We start from the raw sequence: 17902 nt of genomic DNA on the forward strand, positions 1-17902 counted from the left end.
CGTGGTGCAGTCTCGGATGCGCGGGTCCCACCGCGGTGGGGAGTTCACCTCCCCCGACTCAATACCCGCTAGTAACAATGCGTGCCTCCTTGCTTGCGGTACGTTGTCGTCGTGGCGACTGTACTGCAATCGGGTGACAACTCATGATGAAACAGGAAAACGTGTTAATTACGGCGCTCATGGCCTGGGGGAAGACGGACACCAAGGGCAACTCCCGTGCCCGGGGCGGACCTTCATGGAATCCCTTGCTCGCCCATCTCCTGGACGTGGCCGCGGTGACCGGAGCCTTGTGGAACCGTTACCTCCCGCCCACGGTGCAAGATCGCCTGGCAGCCGCATTCGGCGGAGGAGACCACGGCACAGCACGCCGCATGGTGATGTTCCTCGCGGCCGTTCACGACCTCGGCAAGGCGTCCGACTGCTTCCTGCGCCAGTTCGGCACCGGCCGCTTCGCCACGCCCTACCTGCGTAAAGAACGCAGCGTCTGGGAAACGCACGCCCGTGCCACCGGGCTTCCGCTCGGTACGAACCTCGAGGCCGCCTGGTGGGCGCGGCACGAACACATCACCGCCGCCCACCTGCCCCGCCTGCTCGGCTGCACCTGCGAAGACTGCGGCGGCACCGGCCCCGTCCACAACGGCCTGCACACCACCGCCCACCTGCTCGGCGGCCACCACGGGCACATTCCCCAGAAAGACACCGTCGACCGTGCCGCCGGCGCAGCCTCCCACCACACATGGGAGCCGACCCACCGGGTCCTCATCGAGGAAGTCGCACGGCACATCGGCATCGACCTACTCCAGGTACCGGAGTTGGTTCAGCCCGAACGCCCGTCTTCGCTAACGCTGTTCACCGGGCTGGTGGTGCTCGCCGACTGGATCGCCTCGGACGAGACCCAGTTCCCTTACCGGCAACCGACGGACTCTCCCCGAACGTGGTGGCACCGGTCCCAGCACAACGCCCAGGCTGCTCTGACCAAACTCAAGCTCGACCGCTGGAAGCCGCAACCGGTCACCTGGGACGAACTGTGGCCGGGCACCCAGCCCCGAGACTTCCAGGCCGCCGCGATAAGTCTGATGCCGGAACGCGGCCCTGCCCTGGTCATCGTTGAATCCGACACCGGCTCAGGCAAGACACGGCTAGCCCTGTGGTGCGCGCACTACCTGGCCCGCACCTGCGGCTACCAGGGCCTTTACATGGCGATGCCGACGCGAGCGGCCACCAACCAGATCGCCGAGGAACTCTCCAGCTTCATAGACGCCGCCCTCGGCGAACAGCAACAAGCCCCTCTCGCCGTCGTCCACGGCACCGCCGCCGCCACCGACATCGTGCACCGGCTCCTTGACGCCGCCCGGCCCGCCGGCCCTGAGCTCGACGACCTCGCAGCCTTCGTCACCGGAACCAACAGCACGGAATGCTCCGACCAGACCCCTCAGCGTGCCGTCCTCGACCCCTGGTACCTACGACGCTGCCTCGGCCTCATCGCCACCTTCGGCATCGGAACCGTCGACCAGATGATCCTCGCCGCACAAAAATCACGGCACTGGTTCCTGCGCATGTTCGGCCTCGCCTGCAAGACGGTCATCATCGACGAAGCGCACGCCTACGAGCTCTACCAACAAGACCTACTGACCGCCGCCGTGAGCTGGCTCGCCGACGCCGGCGCGTCCGTCGTCGTCCTCTCCGCCACCTTGCCCGCCGCCGTACGGGAAGCCCTCACCAAAGCCTGGTGCCGCGGACACCGCACCACTCTCAACGACACAGGCGATCTCGGCCCCATCACTGTGGTTGACGGCCGAGGCCACGCTCGACGGGGCGGCCCCACGGCACCGCCTGAAGCACTCCGCACCAAGATGGACTTCCAGCCTGACACCGGACCAGCTACCCTCGCCGCCGGGCTCCTGGCCGAAGGACGAAACGGTGGATGCCTGGGAGTAGTCCGCACACGCGTGGCCTCCGCATGCGACCTGTACGAACAAGCCCAGGCCCAGGCGGCAGCCGCCGGATGGAGATCCGACGAGATCATCCTGCTCCACGGCCGCATGATGCCCCGGGACCGGCTGCCGATCGAAGACGACCTGATCCGCTTCCTCGGCCTGGGCCAAGACCGTTCCAAACCCAACCCCGACCGGCCCGGCCGACTCCTGGTGATTGCCACCCAGGTCATCGAACAGTCCCTCGACCTGGACTTCGACCGCCTTTACACCGACCTCGCCCCGATCGACCTCCTCATCCAACGCCGAGGCCGCGAACACCGCCACGCCCTCAACCACCCCCACCGGCCAAGTCCGTTCGCGGACGCCCGTATGACCGTGTGGTGGAAGCCCAGCCCAGACGGCCTCCCCCTCGTCGAACCGCCCGACCACCACAACGGACGCCACACCGGGAACCCCGACGGATACGTCTACGCCCCCTACACCCTCGCCGCCACGTGGAACACCCTCACCCACCGGTCCGACAAGAACGGCATCGTCCACCTGTCCACCCCCCGCGACAGCACACCGCTGATCGAAGCCGTCTACGGACCCCACTCTCCCGCTGACAGCCCGGCAGACAAGCTCCTCAACCGCACCCGCACCGCATGGCAGAACACCCTGGCCGAGGAACACCAGCAAGCCGAGAGGCGAGGCGTCCACCCCTACAGCGAGCGCCGAGGCACCCCCATCGGCGTCCATGAGTTGGCAGACGGCAGGGCGCACGGAGACGGCGACGAAGGCGGCACAGAAGGCATCGCCGCCCTCTCCCGCCTCGGCGAACCCTCAGTCAACGCCATCACCCTCTACCAGCAGAATAACGGCACCCTCACCTACGACCCGGCCGGCAACCACCGGGCCGACCTCGCCGACCGCTCCAACCACTCCACGCCCGCCCACACCGCCCGCTTCCGAGCCCAACAACGAGACCTACTCCTCAACACCCTCTCCCTGCCGGCCACCTGGTTCCAAGGAAGAGTGGCACTCCCAGACCCCGAGAAATGGCCCAGGTTCAACCACCCGCCCCTCCGCAACGCGCGAGTCATCATCCTCACGCCGAATGGCACATGCGTCAGCGGACCCACAGAACACATCACCTACAGCCCCGTCACCGGACTTGCCAAACTGTAAAATGGCACCGCTCCGCAGAACCGGAGATGGGCCAGAGGCACGCATGGTCTCGACCCACCGCCCCGCACCCGCGGGGAAGCCACGACGCCAAAAGGCATGGCTGATCACTTTGCACCATTTTGCCGGAATCGGCGAAACTAAGCAGAAACAGCGCCCGCCCACGGTGAACCCGCAGGTCGCGAAGTCTGCTTCCCGCACCCGCGGGGATGGCCCCATGGTCGCCCGGCTCGGCGAGGACGCGCAGGCCTGCTTCCCGCACCCGCGGGGATGGCCCCTCGGCGTACTACGCCCGGTGGGTGGAGTACGGCTGCTTCCCGCACCCGCGGGGATGGCCCGCCGAGGAGGCGATATGTCGTAGACCTCTTGCGCGGTGTGCCGAGACCAGGCCGCGTACTCGTCGCACCACACCTTGTCGAACGCCCAGCCACGCAGGTTGTCCGGCGTCTCCGCACCGAACCCACGGATCAGCGTGCCGTTCTTCAGCCGCAGCGTCGTCTCACCCAGCGACGAGTTGTACTTCGCCACCTCCTCGGGCGGGAACACCGACAGCAGACCGGACTTCGGGGAGTCGAAGCAGATGTCGCGCACCAGCGTGGCGTTCTTCGCGACCACCGCGATCTGCACCCCCGGTGTCTTCGACCACTCCCGCACCGCCTCCGCCGCCGTCCGCGACTTCCCCCAGCCACGGCCAGTGAGCAGCATCCATACCGTCCACAGCCATGACGGCTGCCGCTGTGACGCACGGGCGTGATGGTGCAGCCACCCGGGATGTGGCAGCCCGTCACAGTCCGGCCGCTCACAGGCCCAGCGGCGAGCCGACACCTCGGCGGCGCGCACCAGTTCAGCCACCTCGGCCTTGAGTTACTCCAGGCTCATCACGCCCGGATCGGTGAAGCCTTCGATCATCTGCCGCTTCGCCCTGCCCCGACTCACTGCGCACCCTCCGCAAGGCGCCGCTCCAGCTCTCGCCGAAGCTGATCCATGCGAGCTCGCCGCTCCTCGTCTGTCAGCGCAGCGACATCCGACCCCTGCTCATCGGGCGCCGTGCCAGCGGACACCGGCACGTCACCCACCGCTCGCCGCTCGATCTCGGCGGCCACCTGGAAGTAGCGCAGCAGGTCAGAAGGGGACAGTTCGCGCGGATCCAACGCCTGAAGCCGGGCCACGGCCTTGCCCAGGAACGCCTGCGCCAACTTCGCGTGCCTGCGGGCGATATCGCGTCGGGCCTGCTGCTGCTCCGCAAGGAACACGCGGTCCTGCTCGCGGTCGTACGCCGTCGCCTGCATCACCCACGCGAACTGCCGCGACCAACGGCCCAGGAGCGCACGCGACTTATGCAACTCCCTTACTACTTTTGTCAGACTCCGCGCAGGGCCAAGATCGCGGTATGCGCCGAATGCCTCGAACGCCTGCGACGATTCACCTGCCTGCCGCTCCCACGGCTCGGCAACCGTCCGATCACCCACAAGGCAGCCTCTCTCCCCCTGCCAGATCGAGAGTAAGTTTGGCGGCCGACCGTTGTGGTCTGACCCCGCATCGCGGCAGGGAGAACGCCGCGCTCATATGCGTTGGGCTACTCATGCGGCACACGCCCGGAACACCCCCGAGTCAGCAGTGAGAACTCGTTTGTACGGCGCTGAGCCCGGTGAGCTTCGAAGCACCCCGCGTCGGCGGAAGGACGGATGGCAGATCCGCCAGGCGATGTTGTTGGCCGGAATACCCCGCGTCGGCGGGGAGGACCAGGACAGCTCCCTCATAGGGGCCCTCCCGGACGGATCACCCCCGCGTCGGCGGGGAGGACAACACGCGGGCCGACATCTGCGGGTTCGGCCGCGGATCACCCCCGCGTCGGCGGGGAGGACGCGGCGGTCTCGTTGACCTTGATCCACGGATCACCCCCGCGTCGGCGGCGAGGACGCGCGCTCATAGCAGGCGATTGCCTCGTCGTACGGATCACCCCCGCGTCGGCGGGGAGGACCTGATCGTCGCCTTGATGCCATTCCACACCGGCGGATCACCCCCGCGTCGGCGGGGAGGACGTCGTGCACCACCCGGGGACGAAGCCGAACGACGGATCACCCCCGCATCGGCGGGGAGGACTCTTCGGCGATGCGGATCGCCTTGCCGAGCTTCGGATCACCCCCGCGTCGGCGGGGAGGACCCCACGATCCGGGTCACGGACGCCGGCTTCTACGGATCACCCCCGCGTCGGCGGGGAGGACACCGTGACGACCCGCACGCGGATTGGCACGTTCGGATCACCCCCGCGTCGGCGGGGAGGACGCGCTCGAGGCAGGAGCTCAGGGGGCCGGTGACGGATCACCCCCGCGTCGGCGGGGAGGACCGCCGTGAACTCCTCGAAGCCATCACCACCGGCGGATCACCCCCGCTCGGCGGGGAGGACCCCCGCCAGCTTTAACCGGCCCTCGTTGAGGGCGGATCACCCCCGCGTCGGCGGGGAGGACGGTGCCGCGCCGTCCTTGGTCTGCTCGGGCTTCGGATCACCCCCGCGTCGGCGGGGAGGACTTCCGGGTGACCATCGCTACCAGCCGGTTGTCCGGATCACCCCCGCGTCGGCGGGGAGGACTTCACCCCACGCTTGAGGGCGTCGAACGTGGGCGGATCACCCCCGCGTCGGCGGGAAGGACTGCGTGTGTGAGCTGGATGAGGGTGATGGTGTCGGATCACCCCCGCGTCGGCGGGGAGGACGGCGAGGATGGCAGCGCATGTCCACACGATGACGGATCACCCCCGCGTCGGCGGGGAGGACGTGATGAACGACCGGACAGCGTTGAACGTGACCGGATCACCCCCGCGTCGGCGGGGAGGACGGCATCACGCCGCCGCTGGCAAAGCTGACTTTCGGATCACCCCCGCGTCGGCGGGGAGGACGCACGGCTCATCTGACAGGAGTACGACCATGGCGGATCACCCCCGCGTCGGCGGGGAGGACTCGGGGAGGCGTTTGTCCTGTGCCCGGTAGGGCGGATCACCCCCGCGTCGGCGGGGAGGACCAGAGGTCATACCGGGTACACGGCTTCGACTGTGGATCACCCCCGCGTCGGCGGGGAGGACTGCTGCTACCCAATGGGACCCAACGGAGTCGACGGATCACCCCCGCGTCGGCGGGGAGGACGTGGCCATGCCGCGCTCAATCTTGACGCTGCACGGATCACCCCCGCGTCGGCGGGGAGGACCTGCGCACCGTCATGACGTCGCTGGCGGTGACCGGATCACCCCCGCGTCGGCGGGGAGGACTCCCAGGCGAGTGGGCCGTGCCAGTCCCTGGCCGGATCACCCCCGCGTCGGCGGGGAGGACTAGGCGTCGATGGCCTTCTCGCTCGCCATGACCGGATCACCCCCGCGTCGGCGGGGAGGACGGGGCGTTCAGCCCCGTGGAGGCGGTGGCCGACGGATCACCCCCGCGTCGGCGGGGAGGACCGGAACTTGGCGGGGCAGGACGGGGGCAGCAGCGGATCACCCCCGCGTCGGCGGGGAGGACAGCCTGAGTCGCCTTCGCCAGGTTCACGACCTGCGGATCACCCCCGCGTCGGCGGGGAGGACGGCGGCGTCCCAGGCGAGTGGGCCGTGCCAGCCGGATCACCCCCGCGTCGGCGGGGAGGACTTTCGCCCGTACTCCGGGTGATCGAGAATCCGCGGATCACCCCCGCGTCGGCGGGGAGGACTGCACCTGCTTGGGAACCGGAAATCCAGATATCGGATCACCCCCGCGTCGGCGGGGAGGACTCCCTTGAGAGTCACCCCTTTTGCTATGCCGACGGATCACCCCCGCGTCGGCGGGGAGGACGTTATGAACGCGGTGGAGGCCGATGTCGTGGTCGGATCACCCCCGCGTCGGCGGGGAGGACGCAGCCCGAGGGGAGCAACGCCTGATGGCCGCCGGATCACCCCCGCGTCGGCGGGGAGGACAACAGGGTGGAGTTCTCCCGGCCGGTGACAGGCGGATCACCCCCGCGTCGGCGGGGAGGACCCACAAACCTGCTCTCCCCGCAGATGATGCAGCGGATCACCCCCGCGTCGGCGGGGAGGACATCTCCAACCTTTACGGACGCTGACCGAATATCGGATCACCCCCGCGTCGGCGGGGAGGACGCCGGGGCGCCGCAGCCGGCGCAGTTCTGTTCCGGATCACCCCCGCGTCGGCGGGGAGGACACTTGGTGACCTGCGACTTATCGCGGGCTTTGCCCTCTCTTTGCCGTCTGTTGTTGGCGTGGCGCTGCCGTCATGCGCATGAGAGTAAGGCCGTCGAAGTCCATGGGGACGCGTCGGCGGGTGCCTGCGGTGCGGAGGGCGTAACCCTGTTCGGTAGGCGCCGGGTGGACAAGCACCGCGGCGCCGTCGCCCACGGTATGCGTGACCGCGTTCCACAGCTCGTCGCGTACGCGGGCAGAGACAGTGCCGACGAATATGCCGGGGACGACTTCGGTGGTCCAGCGGCTGAGGGCGCCGCGGAGGTGGTCGGGTACGGCCGTGGTGGCGATGACGAGCATGGAGGGCATGTCAGCCGCTGCCCTGGGCGTAGTTGACACCGGCGGGCAGGATGCCGGCTTTCGGGTCCCACAGGTGGACCATCTCGACGTCGCGCCGTTCGGCGCGGTCGTCCGCGTCCGGGTCGGGGTGAGCGTCAGAGGTGAGGAGGAGCAGGACGTCGCGTACGACACGTGGGAGCAGGCGTAGGAGGCGGAGTTCCTCGCGGAATTTGCGGCGGGCTTCCTGCTCGGGGTTGGGCGACTGGTGGAGGGAGAAGGCGACGGGGAGCGTGATCTCGGCCTTGTAGAGGTCGGCGATGTCGTAGACGAAGGCATGTTGGGTGCCCGTGTGGACGAAGCCGAGGGCGGGTGAGCAGCCGAGGGCGAGGATGGCGGCGTGGACAATGCCGTAGAGGCAAGTGTTGGCGGCGGACAGGGCGAGGTTGACGGGATCCTGCTGGTGCCATTGGTCGGGGTGGTAGTTGCGGCGGAAACGGCCGATGCCGTGCTGCTGGGCGAGGATTTTGTAGAGGGCTTTCATGCGCTGCCCTTCCATGCCGCGGAGTTGGGCGAGCGTGGTGCCGTCGGGGACTTCGTCGTCGCTGAAGCGCATGCTGTACATACGAACGGCCACGTCGAGGCGGCGCTGGGTGTCGGACCAGGCGTTGACCTGCTGTTCGAGCCAATGCGTGGTGAGGGAGTCGGGGAGGATGCCGGCGTAGGCGCGTACGCCTCCGGCGCCGGTACACACCACGCTGGTGCCGTGGCGGGCAAGGGTGGTCAGGGCGGGCGTGGTGATGGACACTCCGGGCCCGAGCAGGAGGCAGGACACCGCGGCGGTGGGGATGTAGACGAGGTCGGTGCGGTCCTGGTCGACCTGGATCTGGGCGCAGACACCCGTGTCGTCCTGGACGACGCGGACCATGTCCAGGTAGAGGAAGGACAAGGAGTCCGCGATGCGCGGCAGCATGGCCAGGGTGGGGGCGGCGAGCCGTCTGCGGGCGTCGCCGCCCCGTCCGGGTGTACTCATGCGGAGGTTGCGGGGGCGAGGCTGAGCAGCCCCGCGCCGTACGGCTTGCCGCGCCCGATGCCGGTGAGGACGGCCTCGGTGAGCGTGTGGGGGTCGGTGACGGTGGCGGTGCCGTCGTAGCGCAGGAGGCTGTGCCGTATGGGCGGGGCGTTCTTGGTGCGGGGGCGGGCCGGGCTGATGGGGGTGGGCAGCAGCGTGTGGAGGTGGAGGCCGGCGTCAGCGGCGCGGCGGTTCCACCACTGGTCGGCATCCGGGCCATTGAGCGGGATGATCCTTCCGCGCTCGTTCTTACGGTCCAGAGGCAGGCGTTCGCGCTTGACCGGGTTGAGAACGATCCGGTAGCGCACGGCGAGCCCCTTGCGCAGGGCGCCGAACATGGGTGCCAAGTCCTTGACATCGATCTGCCCATAGTCGGCGGGCAGGCGGGTGGCATCGAGAGGGGTGCGGCTCTGGACGATGAGGGTGCTGGACTCGTCCGTCTCGTCAAGGCGGTAGAGGAGCCCGGTGTCCTTGCGCGGGGTGTCGCCGAGGTTGTCGGGCAGCAGCTTCATGAGGGTCTTGTGCACCTGGACGGCGTCGCGCAGGTCGCGCTGGACGGTGCGGCTGAGCGGGTTGAGCTGGATGCGGGCGAGGGTGGCGACGGGGGTCACGCCTAGTCCTCCTTCGCGTAGCCGAAAAGCCGCTGGTGCAGGGGGCTTTCTTGGGAGGGGAGCAGTGCGGCCGGGAGCTGTTCGATGGTGCGGTGCAGGCGGCGTTTGCCGTGGCCGCGGTGGTGCGGGGCGAAACTGAGCGGCACATCGTTGGTGTCGAGGGTGACGGCATCGGCGGGCAGGCCGCCGGGTCGGCGCTCCCAGAGGAACGTCACCGGCACCCTCTCGACGCTTCCGCTCTCGGGGTGTCGAGGTGAGGCGGGGCTGAGCGGGACCTTGGCCCGCAGTTCGCCTACGGGGTCGTCGACGCGGGCGCGCAGCAGGAACGGCTCGTCCGGGACGCAGGAGCGGCGTCCCAGATACGGGGCCCAGTAGGGATGCCGGATCGCCGCGGCGATCCGATCGATGTCCCCCTCCGGGCCGGTAACGGCGATAACGAACACCGCGTCGGACAGGTAGTGGCGCCGGGTGATCACGGCGGCGCCTTTGCGGCTGCCGCCGCTGGTGGCAGCGGTCTGGTCCTTGGGGCGGCCGCCGCCGACAGTGTGGTAGTCGACGAGCCGTACCCCTGGCCGGTCGACGCGGACAGCGAACTCCAGCCCGGCGTACCGCCGCAGCGCCTCCTCGTCCTCGCGGTCGATCCCCTCCGCCGCGGCGAACAAGCCGGTGAGCGCGGAGCGGGTGGGGAACGGGGCGGTATCCCGCACTGGGGCGAACGCGGAACGCTCGCCCCAGGACTGCAGGGGTCCCGCCAGCCGCAGGAGAAGACCGGTCACAGCTGTTCTCCGGATTCGGGCAGGGCGCTCTCCAGGGCCGCATCGATCAGGTCGGGGAAGGAGTCGTAGGCAGTGCCGAGGCCGGTGAGATCCTCACCAGTGGCGACGGAGGCGTGACCGTGGAAGGGACGGTTGCGGTCGCCAGTGAGGCGGTTGACGTTCTGCGCGTACACAGCCAGGGCGCGGCGGGTGGCCGCGGAGTAGCCGCCCCGGCGTTCCTCCGCGGGCACCGGGGTTTCGAAAGCTGCAGCTAGGGAGAGGGGTCGCTGAGCGCGGACGGCGAGGTAGGCGAGGTCGGGGATGGTGTGGGGGGCAGTGCTGTTCTTTTTCGCCTGGGGCAGCGACATCACGAAATGGTCGGCGAAGGAGGCGAGGACGGTGTGGGCGGCCGTGCGGTCACCGTCCAGGTTCTTCACCAGGTCGGTGATGTTGACTGAGGCGAAGCGGTAGAAGACGCCGGCGCTGAACTCGGCGGTGTCCAGGTGGCCGCTGCCGGTCTCGGCGGCTTCCTTGGTCCAGTCGTCGACGGCGGTGAAGTAGTCGCGCTGCGGCTCGGCGGCGTGGGTGGTGAAGGCGTGGGCGACCTGGGCCGCACCGTCGACGTTCGCGCCGGGCAGCTCAGCCAGCATGCGGCCCAGGAGGCTGATGGAGGCGGTACGGCGCTTGAGGATCTCCTCGATCCGGTCGGGTGGCAGCAACTGGCCCGGGTTCTTCTTCCCCAGTCCCTTCTCCAGCGCCTCGCGGTGCTCGGCGCACACGGCCGCCAGGTCGGTGATGCCGCTCTCTGGGAGGAAGAGCAGGACGGAGGTGTGGCCTTCCCTCTCCGTACCGATCCCCTTCTTACCGGCGCAAGCTGCTACTTGGGCCCCGGCGAAGGTGGCAAGGTCAGCGGGCCAGCCCTGGGCCTCCAGTGCTTGCTTGACCTTGACGGGCACCATGCGGGTGCGGGCAGCCTTCTCCCCAAGGTCCAGCTCCACCCCGTGGCGGATCGCCCGCTTCCAGGACTGGCTGGAGACACGGATACGTGGAGCATTTCCGTAGGTGACCGATTTCGGCGATCCGAGGTCGTCGCGGTTCAGATTGGCCACCGGCACCGACTGAAGGGCGTTCAGGTCCAGGAACAGGGACATCACTCGTTCTCCTCATTCGGGTTGGCGCGGCGGTCCTGGAGCGTCCGCACGCGGAAGTAGGTCTCCAGCCAGCGCGTTGCGATACGGTCGCGGTCTCGGTTCCACCAGGTGAGGTCCTCCAGCAGGACCGCCCAGTCGACGGGCACGCCCTGCCGCAGCAGCTGCCCAGTCAGCGCGGGCAGCCGCGGGTGGATGGCATCACTGCTCTGCCGGGCCATCAGGTGCAGGTCGCCCTCGGCGGAGTCCGGCTTGATGATCTTCTTGTTCACGGCCATGGCCAGTGATGCACCGAGATTGGGCCGCCACCAGTCGGCCGCGGCCTCGCCGCCGTCAGTCTCTGCGGCCGCTGCGGCGTCGGCCTCGCGTGCGGCGCGCGGCCTGGCCGCGATCAGCGCGGCGATCGCGTAGTGAGCGCGCTTGGCATCGGGGTGCATCCGCTCCGGCAGGCGCGGCACGAGATACCGGTGCAGAGCGTTGCATCGCTCGACGGGACGGCCCAGCCCGGAGCCCAGCTCGGCCTGCACCCGCTTGCTCTGGCACAGGTCGAGAACGCGGGCCACGAAGTCCTCTGAGGGCCGCTGCTCGGCTTTCCCCGGCGCCTTTCCTACGGGCGGAGCCGTTGCGGGTGTGGATGTCATGACGCTTTCTCCGATGGGGTCGGGAGCAGGGAGAGGAGGACGGCGCGGGCGGTACTGCGGGCACGCGCCACTCTGAGGTCTGCACGGGTGGCCGGGCCGATCGCCTCGTCGAGCGCCTCCAGCGCGGCGTTCACGAAGCGCCGATGCGGTGGAGCGTCCAGCAGGGCGGGGTCGGCCAGCCGCCAGAACTCCTGCTCGGCCGCCGGCCAGTAGCGCACCAGGGCCTCCGATGCCCACGGCCCGGGCTTTCGTGGGTCCAGCTTCACTCTCGCCGTAGAGTCGTTGTTCGGATCGTTGGCCAGCTTCCAAGCGAGCCGGGCGGCGAAGTGGAGCTTGTCGCCTACGTCTTCGGCCGTCTGATGGCAGCGGGACAGATGGCGGGCCATCTGAGGGGCGGCCTCCTCCTGCCACTGCAGGACGGGAGGGGTGATCGCCTCGAACCAGCTGCTGTCGCGCTGCTGGCCGTCTTGGTCGAAACCGTAGGCACGCACCCGCAGCCGGTGCCGAAGCCGATCCGGCAAGTCGTCGAAGACGCGGGGCCGGACGGGTCGGGAGTCGCCGTCCTTAAGCAACAGCGCATCCACGTCCCGCCACAAGGCCCGCGAGCCGTCGGCCTCACGCGGGGCCGTCGTTCCGTCCCGACGCAGGTCGAAGATGAGGTACGGGTCACGCGCGGCTTGGGCCAGCTCGTGCGTGGACCAGGTGATGTAAGCGTCGGTGACCTGGGGGCGGTCTTCCGATGGCACCAGCAGCACTGCGTGCCGCGCCCGCCCGGTCAGCAGTCGGCCGGGCCAGGTCAGCGGGGCCGGTGGGCCGAGGGGGTCGGGAAGCTCGTCCTCCCAGGGGCAGGCGTCCGGCCGGTCGAAATCGGCGCTGTCGTCCGGGGCGGGCACGGCCAAGACCAGGCTGGTGAACAGATCCGGTGCCCACACATGGAAGGAGATGGTCTTGCGCAGCGGACCGGCGTCCCCGTTGCCCGGCTTGATGGAGGTGATGCGGCGCGGGGTGCACTGTCCGGAAGGCCCGTAGTACAGCTGCGCGATCAGGTGCCAGGCGGCTTCCACGGCGGGCACCGGCACCGGTGAGGCGTCGGTGAAGTGGCCGAACAGCACGGCGCCATTGACCCCGGTAGGGCGGCCGAGCACGAGCTTGTTCACCCCGGAAGGGTTCGGCTTCCCCTTGGGATCGACGCACTCCGCCACCAGTCGCGGGTCCTGCAGGAAAGGCCGCATCGGATCGAACAGATCGAAGCGACCCGCCAGCCGCGGGTCGTCGAAGTAGGCGTCCACCGCCTTCGCGTCGAACCGCTCCCGCGCCAGGATGCGCTCGCGCAGGTCGAGCCAGTCGGCCCCGTCTTCCGCCACATCCTCGTCATCGAGCCGCGTACCGCCGTCCTCGGCGATCCTGGCAGTGATGGCCGCCAGAATGCGCAGCAGCCCAGAGGCCGCAGGCGGCACCGGCAGCTCCAGATCCTCAACCTCGTGCGCGCGGTAGAACAGCTCCCGCAGCCCCAGCCGCACCGAACCACCATCCAGCAGCCGCACCGGGATCCACGGCTCGTCTCTCAGATCGAACCCGTCGGCCATAGGCCCCCCTTCTCCCTCTCACCAAATGGCCAGCGTCGGGGCACAGCGGTGCCCCAACGCCCCACTCACTGCGCATTGCCGACAGTGAAGCACTTGCCACTGACAGTCGCAGCAGACTCTGAACTACTTGCGTATCAAGCCGAGTTCGGCATCCAGCCACAGGTGGTGGCCTCCGACCTTCACCGGCCGTACATCCCCGTCAAGGACCGACTGCCGCAGCACAAGGAGATCGCCGAGCATCGGGTGCTCCGCCCACTCCGCCGGAGCGCGGTGGGCGTCGAATTCGCCTTGGAACCATTCCGCGTTCACCGGGATGGTCTGGCTCATCACGGCGCGCACATCGGCCGTGCTCAGCCGCCCATCTGGGCCTGGCATGGGCAGCGCCTGGGAACCCCCGGGGTCCAACGTGAGGACCCCGTCCGGCTGCTGGACGTAGGCGCACAGCAGCCGGACGGCGTCCGCTCCGAGACGGGTGACTGCCTCCCACTCGTCCTCGGTCCCGTGCAGATGGTGCAGCTTGTGCAACCCGGTCACGCCCTTGGCGCGCGGGATGACCAGGATATCCGCGACACTTTGGTGGGCGAGGTTGCGTCCGTAGTAGGCCATCCAGGCCGCCGACTTGGCAGGGGCGTCCCAGTCGAACCGGTCTGCCCGATCGCCGTGCACCTCCTCGACCAGGGCCTGAACATGGTCCGGGACACCGATCGGTTTGTTCCCCTGCCGTGCCAGCACCTCCGAGGTCAGCACGAGGAGGAACTCGGCATACACCTCGCCCCACTGCCGGGGCACGCCACGGCCGCCGGCCAGCGGGTCGAGCACCACCAGCCGAGGCTCGGTAGCCCAGGCCGGACGCTCCCGCCCGCCCGGGCGGCCGTGCTGCGCCCACCAGTGCTCATGCCTCCAGCACCGGCCCGCCCGCTGCAGCAGCAGCGCCAACGGCGCCAGATCGCTGATCACCACATCGGCGTCCAGGTCCAGTGACTGCTCCACGACCTGCGTCGCGACCACGATCCTGCGCCCCGGCCTCGGTCCCGTACGTCCCATCCCCGCGGTGACGTCCCTGGTGCGCCGCTCCCGCTCATCTGCCGGGAACCGAGCGTGCAGCAACTGAAGGTCATCGACGGCCAGCCCCCGCCTGGTCATCCGGTCGCACAGCCTGACATACGTCTCCTGCGCCTCCACGACCGTATTGCACACGACGAGCGCACACCCTCCGTCCTCGCCGAGGACCGGCTCCAGCAGCCGCTCGATGACCGCGAGCCGGTTCCGGTCACCCCCGACCTCCCCATGGACCACCGGCTCCACCTGCACCCCCAGATCCATGCGCCGCTCGGCCGCCTGCTCCCTGTGCCGGGCTGCGGAGATCTGGCTGCACTCACCGCTCTCGCCATCGACGTACAGCCAGCCCGGATACGGCGCAGGAAACGAACTCTTCCTGAGCACACTGCGCTCGTGTCCGGCCCCCCTCAGGTACTCCTTGATCAATCGGTCACTGACCGAGGCCGGCAGCGTGGCCGACAGCAGGACGACCGGGACTCCGTACCAGCCGAGCCAATTGAGCAGACGGCCCAGCAGAACCTGCATGTACGGGTCGTAGGCATGCGCCTCGTCAACGACGAACGTCTTGCCAGACAACGCCATCAGCCGCAGAGCGTTGTGCCGCACCGGCAGAACGGCCATCAACGCCTGGTCCACCGTGCCCACCGTGTACTGCGCCAAAAGCGGCCGCTTGGCACCTCGCAGCCACCGCCGCGGACGCATGTCCAACTCCCGGCGTGCCGCCGAGTCCGCGTCGTCGCAGACCAGCACCCGTGATCCGACGTCCAGCTCGTCCTCGGCGTACGCACTGTTGAGCCAGGCCATGCTGTGCGTCAGGGTGAGTGCGGCCCCGTGCCCGGCCTGCCGCGCCAATACCGCCGCCACCCGGCCATACATTTGGTCGCTCGTCGCCATCGTCGGCAGCAAGAACGCGAAGCCCCGCGTGCCGAACGCGGCCGACAAAACCCGCTCTGCCTCCAGGGCGGCCTCACTCTTGCCGTCCCCCGGCGCAGCCGTGACCAGCGCAATGCCACCCCTGGCGCCCTTACCCACGGCGCCGGTCAACTCCTCGGTGATCGACCGCTGCAGCGGATTCGGCTGCCCGGTGATGCCGTACGTCTCCGCGAAATCCTTGCGCTCCAGCTCCACCGGCAGCAGACCGGCCTCGCGAACCAGACCCTCGGCGTCGGCACACGACTGCGCGAAGTGCCGCTCCAAGGAGGAGTCAAGGCCGCGCTGCCGACTCTGCAGATAGCCCTCCTGGCTGACCAGCCAGTCCGCCAGGATCACCACCCCCGTGATCAAAACCGCAGCTGGCGCCTCGACGTACTCCGGCGGCAGCGGAGCGCCCAACGCTTCAAACACCGCACCCGCGTGCGCCTGCCGCTGCCTCGCCCACGCAGGACCGCCTAGCAGATCCTGGTTCTGGGGATGGATCGGTACGTATTCGTGGAACCGGCCGTGGTGCCCGCCGATGACCTCCGCTACCCGGCGCACCGTCCCTTTCACGGAGGTCCCGCCAGCCTCGAACCCGAGAGCCGCGAGCACCGTCGCCGCGGCGTGCATTCCTGCGACGTCGTGGCCCATCCGCTCTAGCCTGATCCGCCCCGGATCATTGGTCAGCGACTCGCTCAACAGCGCCCGCGCCCGCGCATCGCAGTACTGGAACCCGGAGAGCTTCCCGATGTCGTGAAGACCTGCACACAACGCCGTAAACGCCCGAGCTCGCGCCGGGTCCTCCTCCATTCCCATCCCACGAGCGATACAGCGACGCTGGTTCTCCGAGAGGTAGCGGTCCCAGAGGAAAAGAACCACCGCCGCAGCATCCAGCAGATGCCGCACCAGCGGATACGGCGCAAGCGCGGGATCCAACCCGCGCGACTTCCCCCACGCCGACTCATCGACCACCTCAAATGGCCTGCGCATCATCCGGCACCCCCTCGTGCGAACCTCGTCGCAGACTGAACCACACGGCACTGACAAGGGCTCCCGGTCCGGCCGTATACGGTTCCGAAATGGAGTTCTTCGGCTCTGCTCGTACATCCACAGCCATGGCAATGAAATGGCAAAGGCTTCACTAACGTGCAGGTCAGGAAGTGTGCTCCCCGCCGACGCGGGGGTGTTCCGTTGCACCAGATGCTCATCGACCACATCGAGGCGTGCTCCCCGCCGACGCGGGGGTGTTCCGACCTCCCGCAGCGAGATGCGGCCGACGGTGACGTGCTCCCCGCCGACGCGGGGGTGTTCCGGTGGCAGCCCCCACAACAACACCCCCCGCTCGGTGCTCCCCGCCGACGCGGGGGTGTTCCGTGCGCGAATGCTTCGCGACGAGGATTCTCGCCGTGCTCCCCGCCGACGCGGGGGTGTTCCGAAGGCATCGCCTTCCAGGACATGGGAGGCGGCGTGCTCCCCGCCGACGCGGGGGTGTTCCGATGCGGCTACGGGGCGCGCGGCTGGCATTCTGGTGCTCCCCGCCGACGCGGGGGTGTTCCGGCGCCGGCGGCGGCTGCGGCCTCCTCGCTGGTGTGCTCCCCGCCGACGCGGGGGTGTTCCGTCCACATTGCAGGCCCGCAGACCGATGAGCTCGTGCTCCCCGCCGACGCGGGGGTGTTCCGGTGACGGGGGCCGGGGGGGAGTTGAGTGGTGGTGTGCTCCCCGCCGACGCGGGGGTGTTCCGAACGGCTGATGGGCTCCTATGAGCCGAACAGCGTGCTCCCCGCCGACGCGGGGGTGTTCCGATCGAGCGGGCAGCGGGGAACCGGCAGGAGCTGTGCTCCCCGCCGACGCGGGGGTGTTCCGCGCATCCGAGGCAGGCGCCTTTCGCGCAGCCTGTGCTCCCCGCCGACGCGGGGGTGTTCCGTCGCCGCCGACTTCGAGGTTGAGGCTGTAGGAGTGCTCCCCGCCGACGCGGGGGTGTTCCGCGCTCCTGCCGTTCGGGCAGGGCTTCGTGCTCGTGCTCCCCGCCGACGCGGGGGTGTTCCGGCGATCGCCGCCAGGTCGTTGGCGAGGCCTGGGTGCTCCCCGCCGACGCGGGGGTGTTCCGGTAGGCGTAACGCCCCTCAGCGCCCGGCTTGAGTGCTCCCCGCCGACGCGGGGGTGTTCCGCGGATGAGCTTGTCCATCGCCCAGGTGCCGATGTGCTCCCCGCCGACGCGGGGGTGTTCCGTCGTCCTCCCAGTAGCCGAGCGCCTCGTCCTCGTGCTCCCCGCCGACGCGGGGGTGTTCCGATCCTGCCCGGGGCGACGCCGCAGTGGCCTGGGTGCTCCCCGCCGACGCGGGGGTGTTCCCCATGCGCGTAGTGGACACGGTCGGTCGCCCTCTCATGGAGGAGCTGGTCTCCGGCGGCGGCCCGCGGCCCCTGCGCAACCCGGCCGCCGGAGGTGAGGACGACGATCCGGTGTGACGAAGGGCCCGCCCGCCGTACGAGCTGCCCGCCGGGAGCTGACCAACGACGACGTGG

11 protein-coding genes and 3 CRISPR repeat arrays are annotated in these 17902 nt (G+C 69.3%); of the genes, 2 read left to right on the forward strand and 9 right to left on the reverse strand.

The window, feature by feature from the left end; all coding sequences use genetic code 11:
- Window positions 1-143 precede the first annotated feature (143 nt).
- On the forward strand, window positions 144-3104 hold the full coding sequence (cas3, locus tag ABZW18_RS21020) for a CRISPR-associated helicase Cas3' (RefSeq protein WP_356189494.1): 2961 nt from the start codon (window positions 144-146) through the stop codon (window positions 3102-3104).
- A 185-nt stretch (window positions 3105-3289) separates the two neighbouring features.
- Window positions 3290-3440: a CRISPR direct-repeat array (repeat unit 28 nt; unit sequence CTGCTTCCCGCACCCGCGGGGATGGCCC).
- 133 nt (window positions 3441-3573) lie between these two features.
- Entirely contained in the window at window positions 3574-3855 is a 282-nt protein-coding gene (locus ABZW18_RS21025) for a hypothetical protein (protein WP_356189496.1), read from the forward strand.
- A gap of 178 nt (window positions 3856-4033) precedes the next feature.
- Here the strand turns inward: ABZW18_RS21025 and ABZW18_RS21030 are convergent, their stop codons facing one another.
- The 9 genes from ABZW18_RS21030 to cas3 (ABZW18_RS21070) all read right to left on the reverse strand — a co-directional run bounded on the left by ABZW18_RS21030 (window position 4034) and on the right by cas3 (ABZW18_RS21070) (window position 16369).
- Window positions 4034-4570 (reverse strand): hypothetical protein, encoded by a 537-nt coding sequence (locus ABZW18_RS21030; protein WP_356189498.1) that lies wholly within the window; start codon window positions 4568-4570, stop codon window positions 4034-4036.
- A 186-nt stretch (window positions 4571-4756) separates the two neighbouring features.
- Window positions 4757-7278: direct repeats of the CRISPR family, unit length 29 nt; unit sequence CGGATCACCCCCGCGTCGGCGGGGAGGAC.
- Between the two features lie 17 nt (window positions 7279-7295).
- Window positions 7296-7625 carry a type I-E CRISPR-associated endoribonuclease Cas2e gene (gene cas2e, locus ABZW18_RS21035; protein WP_356189500.1) on the reverse strand — a complete coding sequence of 110 codons (330 nt, stop codon included), beginning with the start codon at window positions 7623-7625 and terminating at the stop codon, window positions 7296-7298.
- Between the two features lies 1 nt (window position 7626).
- Window positions 7627-8565, reverse strand: a complete 939-nt coding sequence (cas1e, locus tag ABZW18_RS21040) for a type I-E CRISPR-associated endonuclease Cas1e (protein WP_356189516.1) — start codon at window positions 8563-8565, stop codon at window positions 7627-7629.
- 56 nt (window positions 8566-8621) lie between these two features.
- On the reverse strand, window positions 8622-9275 hold the full coding sequence (gene cas6e, locus ABZW18_RS21045; RefSeq protein ID WP_356189502.1) for a type I-E CRISPR-associated protein Cas6/Cse3/CasE: 654 nt from the start codon (window positions 9273-9275) through the stop codon (window positions 8622-8624).
- A gap of 2 nt (window positions 9276-9277) precedes the next feature.
- On the reverse strand, window positions 9278-10051 hold the full coding sequence (gene cas5e / locus ABZW18_RS21050) for a type I-E CRISPR-associated protein Cas5/CasD (RefSeq protein ID WP_356189504.1): 774 nt from the start codon (window positions 10049-10051) through the stop codon (window positions 9278-9280).
- Window positions 10048-11181, reverse strand: coding sequence for a type I-E CRISPR-associated protein Cas7/Cse4/CasC (cas7e, locus tag ABZW18_RS21055; RefSeq protein WP_356189506.1), 1134 nt, complete (start codon window positions 11179-11181; stop codon window positions 10048-10050). The genes cas5e and cas7e overlap by 4 nt, the downstream gene beginning before the upstream one ends.
- Complete coding sequence (gene casB, locus ABZW18_RS21060; RefSeq protein ID WP_356189508.1) at window positions 11181-11819, reverse strand: type I-E CRISPR-associated protein Cse2/CasB; 639 nt, start codon at window positions 11817-11819, stop codon at window positions 11181-11183. The genes cas7e and casB overlap by 1 nt, the downstream gene beginning before the upstream one ends.
- Window positions 11816-13405 carry a type I-E CRISPR-associated protein Cse1/CasA gene (gene casA, locus ABZW18_RS21065; protein ID WP_356189510.1) on the reverse strand — a complete coding sequence of 530 codons (1590 nt, stop codon included), beginning with the start codon at window positions 13403-13405 and terminating at the stop codon, window positions 11816-11818. Before casA ends, casB begins: the two co-directional genes overlap by 4 nt.
- A 123-nt stretch (window positions 13406-13528) precedes the next feature.
- A complete protein-coding gene (cas3, locus tag ABZW18_RS21070; protein WP_356189512.1) occupies window positions 13529-16369 on the reverse strand; it encodes a CRISPR-associated helicase Cas3' in 2841 nt (946 codons plus the stop codon).
- A gap of 172 nt (window positions 16370-16541) precedes the next feature.
- Window positions 16542-17730: direct repeats of the CRISPR family, unit length 29 nt; unit sequence GTGCTCCCCGCCGACGCGGGGGTGTTCCG.
- Window positions 17731-17902: the final 172 nt, after the last annotated feature.

It is taken from the genome of Streptomyces sp. NPDC004647 (assembly GCF_040609575.1).
Classification (GTDB): domain Bacteria; phylum Actinomycetota; class Actinomycetes; order Streptomycetales; family Streptomycetaceae; genus Streptomyces.

What these genes read in the sequence shown, in the direction of transcription:
- casA (WP_356189510.1), bottom strand. Translation starts at nt 13,405, where the DNA reads ATGGCCGACGGGTTCGATCTGAGAGACGAGCCGTGGATCCCGGTGCGG.
- cas2e (WP_356189500.1), bottom strand. Translation starts at nt 7,625, where the DNA reads ATGCCCTCCATGCTCGTCATCGCCACCACGGCCGTACCCGACCACCTC.
- casB (WP_356189508.1), bottom strand. Translation starts at nt 11,819, where the DNA reads ATGACATCCACACCCGCAACGGCTCCGCCCGTAGGAAAGGCGCCGGGG.
- cas3 (WP_356189494.1), top strand. Translation starts at nt 144, where the DNA reads ATGATGAAACAGGAAAACGTGTTAATTACGGCGCTCATGGCCTGGGGG.
- cas7e (WP_356189506.1), bottom strand. Translation starts at nt 11,181, where the DNA reads ATGTCCCTGTTCCTGGACCTGAACGCCCTTCAGTCGGTGCCGGTGGCC.
- cas1e (WP_356189516.1), bottom strand. Translation starts at nt 8,565, where the DNA reads ATGCTGCCGCGCATCGCGGACTCCTTGTCCTTCCTCTACCTGGACATG.
- cas3 (WP_356189512.1), bottom strand. Translation starts at nt 16,369, where the DNA reads ATGCGCAGGCCATTTGAGGTGGTCGATGAGTCGGCGTGGGGGAAGTCG.